At 29.9% G+C, this 14,019-nt stretch carries 9 protein-coding genes; 1 reads left to right on the plus strand and 8 read right to left on the minus strand.

Annotated features, from left to right (window positions below):
- Nucleotides 1-226: 226 nt before the first annotated feature.
- The 4 genes from KQI89_RS05070 to recJ all read right to left on the minus strand — a co-directional run bounded on the left by KQI89_RS05070 (nucleotide 227) and on the right by recJ (nucleotide 7,206).
- Complete coding sequence (locus tag KQI89_RS05070; protein ID WP_216456667.1) at nucleotides 227-1,753, minus strand: MBL fold metallo-hydrolase RNA specificity domain-containing protein; 1,527 nt, start codon at nucleotides 1,751-1,753, stop codon at nucleotides 227-229.
- 179 nt (nucleotides 1,754-1,932) lie between these two features.
- Nucleotides 1,933-3,009, minus strand: coding sequence for an undecaprenyldiphospho-muramoylpentapeptide beta-N-acetylglucosaminyltransferase (locus tag KQI89_RS05075; RefSeq protein ID WP_216456154.1), 1,077 nt, complete (start codon nucleotides 3,007-3,009; stop codon nucleotides 1,933-1,935).
- A gap of 154 nt (nucleotides 3,010-3,163) precedes the next feature.
- A complete protein-coding gene (locus KQI89_RS05080) occupies nucleotides 3,164-5,230 on the minus strand; it encodes a PAS domain-containing sensor histidine kinase (RefSeq protein ID WP_216456155.1) in 2,067 nt (688 codons plus the stop codon).
- Nucleotides 5,231-5,442: 212 nt separating this feature from the next.
- Nucleotides 5,443-7,206 (minus strand): single-stranded-DNA-specific exonuclease RecJ, encoded by a 1,764-nt coding sequence (recJ, locus tag KQI89_RS05085; protein WP_216456156.1) that lies wholly within the window; start codon nucleotides 7,204-7,206, stop codon nucleotides 5,443-5,445.
- 91 nt (nucleotides 7,207-7,297) lie between these two features.
- Between recJ and KQI89_RS05090 the strand changes: the two genes are divergently transcribed.
- Nucleotides 7,298-7,714, plus strand: a complete 417-nt coding sequence (locus KQI89_RS05090) for a GtrA family protein (protein WP_216456157.1) — start codon at nucleotides 7,298-7,300, stop codon at nucleotides 7,712-7,714.
- A 97-nt stretch (nucleotides 7,715-7,811) separates the two neighbouring features.
- Here KQI89_RS05090 and KQI89_RS05095 read toward each other — a convergent pair whose 3' ends face one another.
- From KQI89_RS05095 to KQI89_RS05110, 4 genes are all read right to left on the minus strand, one after another.
- Nucleotides 7,812-8,369, minus strand: a complete 558-nt coding sequence (locus KQI89_RS05095; RefSeq protein ID WP_032122055.1) for a DJ-1 family glyoxalase III — start codon at nucleotides 8,367-8,369, stop codon at nucleotides 7,812-7,814.
- Nucleotides 8,370-8,450: 81 nt separating this feature from the next.
- Nucleotides 8,451-9,029: a glycerol-3-phosphate responsive antiterminator gene (locus tag KQI89_RS05100; protein WP_032122056.1), complete on the minus strand. Its 579-nt coding sequence runs from the start codon at nucleotides 9,027-9,029 to the stop codon at nucleotides 8,451-8,453.
- Between the two features lie 16 nt (nucleotides 9,030-9,045).
- Entirely contained in the window at nucleotides 9,046-11,979 is a 2,934-nt protein-coding gene (locus KQI89_RS05105) for a DNA topoisomerase IV subunit A (RefSeq protein ID WP_216456158.1), read from the minus strand.
- An 84-nt stretch (nucleotides 11,980-12,063) separates the two neighbouring features.
- Complete coding sequence (locus tag KQI89_RS05110; RefSeq protein ID WP_216456159.1) at nucleotides 12,064-14,019, minus strand: DNA gyrase/topoisomerase IV subunit B; 1,956 nt, start codon at nucleotides 14,017-14,019, stop codon at nucleotides 12,064-12,066.

The raw sequence follows: 14,019 nt of genomic DNA on the forward strand, positions 1-14,019 counted from the left end.
TAGTATTAAATTAAAGGAAAATAATTATCTACATATCCATTATATACTAAACATCGTATTTTTCAAGTTAAAATATTTCCATTAAGATGATAATTAATCATTATTCTTCTTATTTCACCATTGTAAATAAAAAGATTAGTAAAAATTTTATATTAATATGTAGATTTTACGGTAAAATTGAAACTTATTTAAAGATCAACTATTTTATAACAGCACTTATCTACACTTAAATAATTTCATCATCATACAGTATATTTTTAACCTTCTCCAAAATCTCATCCCTAGATATATTATCCATATCTCTTATAGAACTTATATACTTTATAAGCCTTGCTTTTGTATCTTTTGCACTTTCATCAGCTTCATTGATATAGTATTTTTCACCTATCCCCATATTTCTTGCTTTAAAGCCGTTTTCCTCTAATAATTTTTTAAAGGCTTTTTGTGCATCCTTGTCTCCATGAACCAAAAGTATTTCCTTTGGACCCTTTTTATAACCTTTAACCCAATTTAATAATCCCTTTTTATCTGCATGACCTGATAAGCCTGGAAGATTATATATTTTTGCATTTACTGCAATATCCTCTCCAAATATACTTACTTTCTTTGATCCATCTAAAATACTTCTCCCTAAGGTACCTTCCGCTTGATAACCTACAAACACTATTGAGCTTTCTTTTCTCCAAAGATTATGCTTTAAATGATGCTTAATCCTTCCAGCCTCACACATGCCACTAGCTGATATTATTACTGCACCTTTTTGTATTTTATTTACTTTTACAGACTCCTCTACAGAAGATGTAAAATAAAGCCCATCAAAAGATAGAGGGTTATCTCCTTTTAATACTAAGCTTTTTGCTTCATCATCGTAGTAATCTATATGCTTTTCAAATATTCTAGTAGATTCCGCTGCTAAAGGACTATCTACATATACTTTAATATCCTTTAACCTTTTATTTTCTACAAATTTATTCAATATATATATAACCTCTTGAGTTCTTCCTACTGCAAAGGAAGGTATAACTACATTTCCTCCTTTTTTAAAGGTTTCTTCAATTATTTCTGCCAATCCTTCAAACTCTTGTTCTATTATCTCATGGTTTCTATTACCATAAGTACTTTCCATTATAATATAATCCGCCTCTTCTATAATACTAGGATCTCTTAAAATAGGTATTCTAATATTACCTATGTCTCCACTATAAACTATTTTAACTTCTTCTTTCTCTTTTTCTTTTATAAATATTTCTGTTATAGCAGATCCTAAAAGGTGTCCGGCATCTTTAAATCTTATTTGAAAACCTTCAAATAATTCTAGTTTTTCATCATAATCAATACCTTTAAGAAGATAGGAAGTTAGCTCTCCAAGTTTTGCAGTATAAAGAGGCTCTATTTTTTGAAGTCCTAATCTCATCCTTTTTCTATTTTTCCATTCTGTTTCCATCTCTTGAATATGACCACTATCTATAAGCATTGATCTACATAAATCTGCTGTAGCTTTTGTTGCTATTATATCTCCTTTAAATCCTTTTTTATAAAGCAGAGGTAATCTTCCACTATGATCTATGTGAGAATGTGACAATATAACATAATCTATAGTCTTAGGATCAAATGGGAACTCCTCATTACCCATCTCCTTCTCATCTCTTCCTTGAAAAAGTCCGCAATCCAATAAAATCTTTTTTTCATTTGCTACCATTATATGACAAGAACCAGTTACACAGCCTGCAGCACCATAAAATTCAATATACAGAAAAATCCCTCCTTTTCAACAAAATATTTATTAAATTATAGCATAGTAATATCTTTGCATAAAGTCAGAATATTTATACGAATCTTTGAAAGTATGTTACAAAAGCTTTTACTTTTGAAATTCAAGAATTAAAAAGCAAAAACTTCTCAAAAGATGGCTTTGAGAAGTTTTTACTTTACTTATTTATTTTTAGTGTTTTCCACAATAATACGGGTTATATTTTCCACTGCATTTTTCACTGGACTTTTTTCCATATGCTCAATATATTTTTTTCTATTTTCATAAAGTTCCTTAATCTTTTGTGGCAGAATTCCTTTTTCTATATCCTCTTCTTGAATCACCATGCTATATCCACTTCTTTCAAAAGAACTTGCATTTAGTATCTGGTCTCCTCTGCTAGATTTTTTTGAAAGAGGTATTAAAAGATTTGGCTTTTTAAGAGCTAAAAGTTCATATATTACATTAGCTCCTGCCCTTGATAAGACTATGTCCGAAGCCTTCAATAAGTCAGGTAATTCTTCACTTAAAAACTCATATTGTCTATAACCTTTTTTAGATTCTAATTTTTTATCTATATTATCTTTTCCGCATATATGAATCACATCGTAGGTTTTTAAAATTTCCTCTAACTCCGCTCTTAAATTATCATTAATAAACTTAGAACCTAGACTTCCTCCTATAACTAAAAGTATAGGCTTATCTCCAGTAAGATTACAAAATTCTAAAGCCTTTTTACTATTTCCTCTAAAAAGTTCTTCTCTTATAGGTGTCCCAGTTAATACTCCTTTTTCCTTTTTAACCTGATCTAAAGATTCTGGAAAGGTAAGACAAAGCTTTGTACAATAGGGCGCTGATAATTTATTTGCAAGTCCTGGTGTCATATCAGACTCATGTGCCACTACAGGTATTTTATTGAAGTGAGCTGCTATAACCACAGGAACGGAAACAAATCCTCCCTTTGAAAAAACTACATCAGGCTTTTCTCTTTTCATTATTTCAATAGCTTCAAATATACCTTTTATAACTTTAAAAGGATCTGAAAAGTTCTTTATATCAAAATATCTTCTAAGCTTCCCACTAGATATAGAATAATAAGGAATTCCACTATTTTTTATGATTTCTTTTTCTATACCATCTTTACTGCCTATATACTTTACTTCATATCCCAAGGATTTAAGCCTTGGAATCAAGGCAAGATTAGGTGTCACATGTCCTGCGGAACCACCACCGGTCATAATTATTTTATAATGCTGCAAAGAATCATCTCCTTAATATGTTGCTACATAGAAATAAAATTAGTTCCTTTGTAAATCCAATATTTATTATTTATCTGATGTTTACTAATTCTAATACTATTGAAAAGCTAACCTTCATAATTTAAGATGAGGTTTAAAAAAGGATCATTATGACTTAAACATCAGAAAATTCTATGTTAATTTTATCACTCATATATTCATCTATTATAGTATAACTGTTTTCTCCTCTAATTTCTATTATATTCTTTGGGAACATTATAGTGAATTCACTGCCTATATTTACTCTACTTTTTACCTCAATACTCCCTCCCATAAGTTCCACTAACTTTTTTACAAGAGACAATCCTATACCTGTCCCTTCTGCTCTTCTAGATAGAGAACTATTTACCTGAGCAAATCTATCAAATATAAAGCCAATCTTATCCTCTGGTATTCCTATACCTTCATCCCTTACAGTAAGATACATATCCCCATTAATAAAATTAAGTTCCACAAGTATTGTGTTTCCTTCTGGTGTAAATTTCATAGCGTTAGATATTAAATTCAGTAATATTTTCTCGTATTTTTCCTTATCCATAGTTACTGTATACTCTTCATCTGAGGTGTCAAATATTAGATTTATATCTTTACAATTAGCGTAATGATTTACAGAGGTTACTACATGTTCTGTAATAACCACCGCATCAAAATTTAAAGGATTTAAATTTAAAAATCCAGCCTCTGCCTTAGATATGTCAAGTATATTATTTACTAGCTTTAAAAGCCTTCCACAATTTTGGCTTATTCTAGATAAAGTTTTATCTACATTTGGGGTTATTTCTTCGAAATATATATTATAAGCTAACTGCAAGGAAGAATAGATTATAGTAAGAGGAGTTCTTAATTCGTGAGATATTACAGTAAAAAACTCATCTTTTAACCTAGTTACATTTTCTAATTCAATACTATGATTTATCTCTTCTGTAATATCAGAGGCATAAATATATATACCACTTGTACAATCCCCATTAAGATTATAGGGCATAAATTTAATCTTATAAAACCTGTCCTTACCATTAAAATCTTTTATAGCATAAGGTGAACAGGTATACTCTTTTCCTATCTTTCCACAGTATTCTAAAGCCTCAATAATAGTATTATCTTCTACCTCAGAAAATAAATCTTTCCAGTAATTATGGTTAATGTTTATATTTTTTTCTCCTTTTAGTATATACTTTGTAAACACTTCAAAATTTTTATTTGCAAGCTTTATCTTTAATGAAGGATAATCTATAACTGCCATAGGTATATCCACAGCATTTACCAAATCTTTTATAAAGGTTGATTGCTCTTCTATAAAAAACTCATGCTCTTTTATTTCTGTAACATCCTTTATAGTAATTATAGTGTACAAAACTTCTCTATTCTTATTCATTATAGGATTACTATTGTATTCTATATATTTTATCCTTTTATTTACCTTATCAATAAGTCTAAAAATAACATTTTTAACCATTTTTCGATTTACTATACAATATTTAAAATAATCTGTAGGCTCAAATCCCTTAGTATATAGATCTTCAAAGATAAACTTATCCTTTAATATTCTTAAATCAATGCTATCTACATCCTTTACATTTAAGATTCTATAGATAGCCCTATTGCAAAAATTAAATTCATCATTAGCATCTAAAACTATAAGTCCTTCGGATATATTACTTATAACATCTTTTAGATACACTAAATGCTCTTTTTCTCTAGACCTAAGTATTTCTATTATATTGCACTTTGCTTTTAATTCTGTAGAAAGGCTTATAAATTGCTCTCTTTCCTTACTTATCCTGTCATTTTTTATATACTCTTCTGTAATATCTGAGAAAGAGAGTAAAGCTCCTTTTATTTCACCATTATCTATTAAAGGTTGGCTATTCATATTAAAAATTATGCTTTTATCCTTTTTATCATATTTAATACTAAAATCTTTTACTCCAACCCCCTCATCTATAGTCTTTTTTATTGGATTTATATCTTTAAAAATAACAAAGTCATTTAATAATTTTATATTATGGTAATGGAAAATATCAAATATATTAACACCAATCAAATCCTTATTATAATTAAGAAAATTTTTCTCAGCTAATTTATTCAAGTGAGTAATCTCACCTTTTTCATCTATTATAATTACATAATAAGGTAAAGCTTCTATTACTATTTGAATTGTACTATTGTTATATATTTGCATCAAAATTACTCCTCTATAAATTTATTCCTTTATGTATATAACATAATTCTTTAAAAGACATTTATTTCCTCTTAATGCCCTTTTATTTTTATACATAAATTCTTTTATAAAAGTGTAAATTTTATCAAATATCAACAAATTATCTATTAAATTGAGGTTATTTTAAATAAAATCTAATAAATAAGGGTAGCTTATGGCTACCCTTGAACAGTTTATCTAAAATTTTCAATTACAAGCTGTATACTTATATTTCCATTATATTCATTTATATCTGGATAAAATGCTATATCTAAATTAATATTGTTATTTTTTCCTTGATATAACCTATCTAATTCATCTGCTCCATATTTATCTATTACCACTTTTTCAAATTCTTCAATATCCCCAAAGTATATCCCATCAATACAACTTCCATTTCTAGTTAGTAACTTTAATTTTAATACGTTTCTATTTTGTCCTAAAATACTCCCTCTTATTAGCCTAATATTTTTTTCTCCAAATAATGGCTTAGGATTAGCTTTACCAAAAGGTTCTAATGTCCTTAAATCCTGTATTAAGTCATAATTTACACAATCCAATGGCAATTGCATATCTAGATTAACTTTAGGTGTTAAATCCTCCTCTGTAAGCTCTGTTAATTCATTTAATTTTCTTCTTAATGGTTCTATATTATAAGTTTCTAAGGATAATCCTGCAGCCATAGGATGTCCCCCAAATCTATCTAATAAACTCTTACACTTTAGTAGTTCTTCAAACATATCATATCCTTCTATGGATCTTCCTGAGCCTTTAGATTTATCCTCAGACTTTGTAACTATAATAGTAGGGACATTATATTTTTCCCTTATTCTTCCTGCCACTATTCCTGCTAAACTTTCATGAACCTCTGGAATATGTATAACAAATACCTTATCTTTTCTTATATCAGTAGTTTCTACTAATTCAATAGCTTTTTCCACACCTTTTTGAGTCATGTCTTTTCTTTGTTGATTCAATTCATAAAGCTCTTTTGCTAGAATATTTGCTTCTTTTTCATCCTTTGTAATAAGTAATCTAAGACCTTTTTTAGCATTATCAAGTCTTCCAGAAGCGTTTATACATGGACCTATAACAAAACCCAGATGATAAGTAGATATGGTCTTATTCTCTATGCCTGTTTCTTTTATTAATGCCTTTAGTCCTATATTTTCTGTTTTATTTAACATCTCAATACCATTTTTAACAAAAATTCTATTCTCATCTACTAAATCAACAACATCACAAACTGTAGCAATAGCAACAAATTCAATGAATTTATAACATTCTTTTTTATCTATTTCTAATTCTTCATAAAGAACTTCTATTAGTTTAAATACTACACCTGCTCCACATAAACTTTTAAACTTATACTTACATTTATCTTGTTTAGGGTTTATTATAGCATCGGCCTTTGAACTTATAAATACCCTATTACCACTTTCATTTTCTACAAATGGAATATTATGATGATCAGTAACTATTACAGTTATACCTAAATCTTTAGCATGTTTTATAGGATCTATAGCTGAAATACCATTATCACAGGTAATAATTGTATCTATTCCATCTTCTTTTGATTTATTTACAATGTCTATATTTATACCATAGCCATCCTTTATTCTATCTGGAATTTCATAATCCACATCTGCACCACATCTTTTTAGAGACTCAAAGAGTATATAACTACTTATGACCCCATCCACATCATAGTCTCCTATAATTCTAATTTTATCTTTTGAACTGATTTTATCTTTTATTATCTGAGCGGCTTTCTCTAAATCTTGCATAAGTCTTGGATTATGTAGGTTTTCTAAGCTTGGATGTATAAAGTTTTTTAATAAATTGTCCTCAACAATATCTCTATTAACAAGCAACTTACTAATAATTTCGCTAATACCAAATCTTTGAGATATGATTTTATAATCTATTTTTTTATTTTTTATATACCATTTTTTCAATAAATCCTTCTCCCCTCTTTTATTTCTTAGCTTTAGTAAATTAATGTGTATTTTCTGCTTCTTAATGCTATACTATATTTAGGTGATAAACATGAAATTTTTTACAAATAAAAAAGTTTTTACTGAAATGATAAGTTATGCCTTAGTAGGTACTGTTAATTTTTTAGTAGACTTTAGCATAGTTAATATTTTAATGTATTTATTTAAAATTTATAGTGGTAAATTCCTAGCTCTCTTTAATATAATATCTTTTTTTGCATATTCTACTACAGGATATTTTTTAAATAGAGCATTTACTTTTAAAAGCCATAATAGTTCCTATGTAAAATATGTAACAGTACTTGGTATATCCATGTTAGCAGATAGTCTAATATTATCAACCCTTACATTATATAATATATTCAATATAAATAAAATTCTTTGGGCTAATATAGTAAAGCTCTTTTCCTTCATGGTTACTGGAACAGCCTGCTTTATTATTAATAAGTTTATAATTTTTAAAGAATAATTCTAGTCTTTCTACACTTCCCTAATATTAAGATAAGAACTAATATTAAATAAAAATAAAGTTATTCAACCCCCATTGAACAACTTTATTTTTATATCTACTTTTTATACATATTATAGAGCATTGAATCTTTTAATTCATCTACTTTTTCTTCTTCTCCCAGTTTAGTTAATATGGCATAGGCAAATTCTAAAGCAGTATAAGGGCCTCTGCTTGTCAATATATTTACATCCTCTACTACCGCTTCTTCCTTATATATTGAATTTCCAAGTTTTTCTCTGAAGCTCGGGTAGGAGGTAACCTTAGTTCCTTTTATTATACCAGCTTCTTCTAGAGCTATAGGCGCTGCACATATAGCTCCTACTAACTTACCATTAGCATAAAACTCTTTTATAGTTTCCAATACCCTTGTATTATTTTTTAGGTTCTCTGCTCCAGGCATACCTCCCGGAAGAATAACTGCATCATAAGTTTTTAAGTCCTCATCCATTATATTTTTGTCTGCTTTTACCTCAATTCCATGAGCACCTTTTATATACTCATCATTAAGAGAGCAAGTATCACAAGTAACCTCTGCCCTTCTTAGAACGTCTACTACTGTTAATGCTTCTATTTCCTCGAATCCTTCTGCTAAAAAAACTAAAACTTTTTTCATAAACCCTTCCTGATTTATCAGGAAGCCTCACCTCACTTTTATATTAAGTTATAATTAAGACGCTATAAAATAAATAACTAATCAAAGACTCCATAATTCTCTTTTGGTAGTTGAGATAGCAAGAGCACCTGATTTCAGGGCTCCCATTACATCTTTTTTATCACTTACCAACCCACCTGCAATTATAGGTACATTTAGTTTATTCACCATATGACTTATAATATCATTTACTATTCCTGGCATTACCTCTACGGCATTAGGCTTAACATCGTTAATATTTTTTATACCTGTTACCAAAGAAAGTGAATCTACCATAAAAACTCTTTGTATAGCATAAAGCCCAATAGCCTTAGCATGCTTTACATTGGAAGGTTTTGTTGTTAATATCCCTAATGGATCCACATACTTTTTAATGAATTCTATACCTATATGATCTCCTTTTAAACCTTCAATGAGATCAAGGTGAACAAATACTATCTTGCCCTTATCTTTTAATTTGTTGCATATGTCTGCTAGGTTCATTATGTTACCATAAAGTACAAAGACTATTAAAACTTTACTTTCAAGTACCGCTTCTAAATCATTATCATTTCTTATGGCTGCTACTACTGGATTTTCAATTAACAATTCTTCAATTTCAGTAAAAGATATCTTTCTCATTTGAATCTCCCCATTATTATTTCAATTTTATGTCTTTTATGTAGTCCCCCATTACTATCATAATAAGACTATTTCCTCGTCCTGCTCTGTTTTGAAGTTTCATATCTTCAATCTGCAACTTCTTATCTTCGCCTTTAGCAGATACTAATATTATACTCTCTATTGTATTGGATGTTAAAGCTATTTCATTATTATAGCATATTCTTTTGCTTAAAGTTTCATATTTTTCTGTCAAAATTCCGAAAATAACCTTATCCTCTTCTTTTAAACTTATTCCTGTAACTCCAGATGCTATCTTACCCATTTCTTTTATACTTTCTGATGAAAATTTGATACCCATTCCCTTCTCTGTAATTATTATTATTTCTTCAGTATCTCCTTTTCCAAACTCTACAGCAACAAGAGCGTCATCTTCATATTTATATTTGTATACTTGTGTCTCCATATACTCATCATCTAACTCTTTAAGCTTAGTCTTTTTAACCATACCCTTTTTAGTAAAGAAATACATGTAGATTTCCTCAGTAAAATCTTTTAAGGATATTATATTAATAACTTTTTCTTTTCCTTTAACAAACCCATCCACTATATCCTGAAGATTCACTTTATTATCCCCTATGTTTTGAATCATAAAGGCCGGTATTTTATAGGCAACTGCCCTATCAGTAAAAATAATTATAAACTCATTGCTCTTAGTAAATGTCTTTTTATAGGACTCTTCTCTATTTCTTTGGAATAATTTTAAGTCCCCATTTTTATTAACCCCTATTATGAATTCTGAATAATTCATTTCTTTAACATATTCTATTTTTATTACTTCATCATCTGAACATAACAAGAATACCTGTTGCCCTAAAATATTTCTATCTACTGCTTCCAACTTTGGTTCTTCTAGGGTAAATTGAAGTCCTTTCTTAGTAGCTACATTAATAAATAATTCTTCTCTTTCCTTTTCTACTAATTTTACATCTATTAAATTATCTCCCTCTTTTAATTTTAAAGCTAAATACTTGGAGTAATTTGTTTGGAACTTGTCTAAAGATGTCTTTTTTATATTTCCTTTACTAGTGAAAAATATAAAGTCTAAACTAGCAGTGAAATTTTCAATAGAGTAAGCATCTATTATGAGTTCTTCTTCTAGATCTAGTCCTTTTATTAGGGAATCCAGCCTTTCACCTTTCTCTTTCCATCTACATTCTGGTATATCATTACCTCTTATTTGATACATTTGGCCCTTAGCAGTAAACAATAGTATGGTATCTTTTGTATTTGAAGATATTAAGAATTTGCCGTAGTCCCCTTCTCTATATTCTATATCTGTCATGTCACTATTTATTCTATTATAGGACTTCATTGGGACCCTCTTTATAAATCCATCCTTTGAAATAGTAATCATAATATCTTCCACCACTAATAGTTCTTCTATATCTATTTTAGCCTCACTATCATCTTCTATTATTTCTGTTCTTCTATTATCTCCATAGGTATCTCTTATTTCTAAAAGTTCCTCTTTTATAACCTTTAAAAGTTCTTTTTCATCTTCCAGTATTTTTCTTAAAGCTTTTATAATCTTTGAGAGTTCTTTATATTCCTTTTCAAAAACTTTTATTTCAAGACCAGTAAGTCTATATAACATAAGTTCTAATATAGCTTCTGCCTGTTCTTTAGAAAAGGAGAATCTCTCCATTAATTTGTTTCCCGCATCCTTTTTAGAACTTGAAGCTCTTATAAGTGCTATTATCTCATCCATAACTCCAATAGCCTTTATAAAACCTTCAACTATATGGAATCTTTTTTCCGCTATATCTAATTCCTTTTCTGTCCTTCTTCTTACTACTTCCTTTTGATGACTAACATAATGTTTTAGTATTGACTTTAATCCTAGTGTTTCTGGCTTACCATCGGCTATAGCTACCATGTTAAAGTTAACATTACATTGAAGGTCCGTTTTCTTAAAAAGATATTTTAATATCTTTTCTGCAATTTCATAATCTGCAGCCTTCTTTAATTCTACTACAGCCCTAATACCATTTCTATCTGACTCATCTCTTATATCTGCTATAGCATCTAAATATTTTGCATGCCTCTTATCTCCTGTCATGTCCGATATAGTTTGTAGTATCTTTGCCTTATTTCTCCTATAAGGGAATTCTGTTATAACTATACCAAACCTTCCATTATCTAATTTTTCAATGGACGTCTTCGCTCTTAAAGTAACCTTACCTTCCCCTGTTTCATAAGCTGATAAAAGTGATTCACGTCCTAGAATAATTCCTCCTGTAGGTAAATCCGGTCCCTTTATGTATTTCATTAACTCCCTAGTAGTTATATCCTGATTTTCCATCAGCTCTACACTAGCATCTATAACCTCTTTAAGGTTATGTGGTGGTATATTAGTAGCTAATCCAACCGCTATACCAAAAGTCCCATTTACTAAAAGATTGGGATATCTTGAAGGCAGTACACTAGGTTCTATTTCTGTGTCAGAATAGTTCGGAACCATATCCACTACATCTTTGTCTATATCTCTAATCATTTGTAGGGCTAATGGAGCTAGTCTTGCCTCTGTGTAACGCATAGCTGCAGCACCATCACCATCTGTACTCCCCCAGTTTCCGTGACCATCTATTAATTTATATCTAGTACTAAAATCCTGTGCTAATATTACCATGGCATCGTATACAGAAGTATCTCCGTGTGGATGAAACTTACCTAGAATATCCCCTACTATCCTTGCAGATTTAAAATAAGGCTTATCAGGAAAAGCCTTTAAAAGATATGCGCCATAAAGTATTCTTCTATGAACAGGCTTAAGCCCATCCCTTACATCAGGAAGAGCTCTATCCTTTGCCACCTCCACTGCATAGGGCAAATAATTTTCTGGCATAGCTTCCTCTAGAGGAATCTCCACTATATTATTATCCTGTGGAATATTAAACTTTTTCGCCATATATTTCAACCTCGCTTTAATCTAATGTTTAAATAGAAAAATATAAAGTACAGTTAAAAAATAAACTGATAACCAGTTTATTTTTTAAAACTCTGCGTATTTATACATATAATTTTTTCTTGGTTCTACTATATCTCCCATAAGTAGTGAAACCATTTTTTCTGCTTTTGCTGCATCATCTATGGTTACTTTGTGAAGAGTTCTTGTTTCAGGATTTAAAGTAGTTTCCCATAATTGGTCTGGATTCATCTCTCCTAGACCTTTGTACCTTTGGATAAGAGCTCCCTTACCAATTTGTTTTTTGGCCTGAGCTAATTCTTCATCACTATAGGCATATTTATGTACTTCTCCTTTTTTAGCCATCCTATATACCTTATATAAAGGTGGCTGAGCTATATACAAATGTCCATTAGTTATAAGTGGTCTCATGTACCTATATATATAAGTCATCCAAAGGGTTCTGATATGATATCCATCTACATCCGCATCACTTAGGATGATTATTTTGTTATATTTTAGATCTCCTTCTTTGTAGTTATCCAAAGTACCTACTCCTATGGCAGTATTAAATATTTTTAGCTCTTCACTAGCTAAAACATTTTCTAGCTTTTGTTTTTCAGTATTCATTATTTTACCTTTAGAAGGCATTATAGTTTGAAACCTTCTATCTCTAGCTTGTTTTGCACTTCCTCCAGCAGAATCTCCTTCCACCACAATGAATTCACTAAAGCTTTTATCTTTCAAGGTACATACAGCTATTTTGCCTGCTAATGGTGCTGTACCTCTACCTATTTTTTTCTTTTCTGCCTCATTTATCTTTTTTATCTTTTCTCTTCTTTGAGCTGCTTCTTGAGCATTACTCATTATATTTTGAGCTAATTCCTTGTTATCCTCTACCCACTCACTGAGCTTTGTGTAAGCTAATTCATTCATCATAGTATATGCTTCAGCATTACCTAGTTTAGTTTTAGTCTGACCTTCAAATATAGGGTTGCTTATTTTTATTCTTATGATTGCAGTCATACCCTCTCTAAGATCGTCTCCTTCAAATTCCTTATCCTTATCTTTTATAAGATTTAACTTTTTTGCCCACTCTTTAAAGGCTCTAGTCATACCAGTTTTAAATCCTGTTTCATGGGTACCAGCCTCTGTGGTAGGTATGTTATTTACATAACTTGCTATATGCTCTGTAGTTGAATCAGTAAATTGAATACATACTTCTGCATACATATTTATGTTTTCTATATTCTTTTCACCTTCAAAAATAATAGGATCATTGTGAATTGCCGTTTTGCTTTCATTTAAATATTCTATAAAATCTAAGAGCCCTCTTTCTGAGAAATACTCCTTTTCCATTGTCTCTTCTTTTCTGTTATCTATAAATTTTAGTCTTATGCCTTTATTTTGGAATGCCAATTCTCTAAGTCTTTCGTCTATTATATCAAACTTAAAATCCACTGTACTAAAGACTTCTTTATCTGGTAAAAATGTTACCTTAGTTCCTGTATGATTACATTTATCTACTACTTTTAAAGGAGTTACAGGAGTTCCAGGCATATTTTTCTTTAACTCTTTATCAAAAGCATAAGAAAATCTTTGTCTATATATTTTAGAATCCTTATATACCTCAACTTCCATCCATTCTGATAGAGCATTAACTACAGAGGCTCCTACCCCATGAAGTCCTCCTGAGGTTTTATAATTTTTATTGTCAAACTTTCCTCCAGTGTGCAGCTCAGTAAACACCATTTCTACACCAGACTTCTTCTTTAAAGGATGAATACCTGTAGGAATTCCTCTACCATCATCAATTATAGTAACACTTTTATCTTTATTTAAAATTATAGTAGCAGTGGTTCCATAGCCATTAGTAATCTCATCTATGGCATTATCTAATATTTCCCATATGCAATGATGTAATCCCTTAGTACCAGTTGAACCAATATACATACCAGGTCTTACCCTTACTGGTTCCAGTTTTTCAAGAGAAGTTAAATCCGTTACATCGTACTTTATGCCATTTTCTAATTCCCTATCCAT

The organism is Clostridium simiarum, from assembly GCF_018919175.1.
Classification (GTDB): domain Bacteria; phylum Bacillota; class Clostridia; order Clostridiales; family Clostridiaceae; genus Clostridium_L; species Clostridium_L simiarum.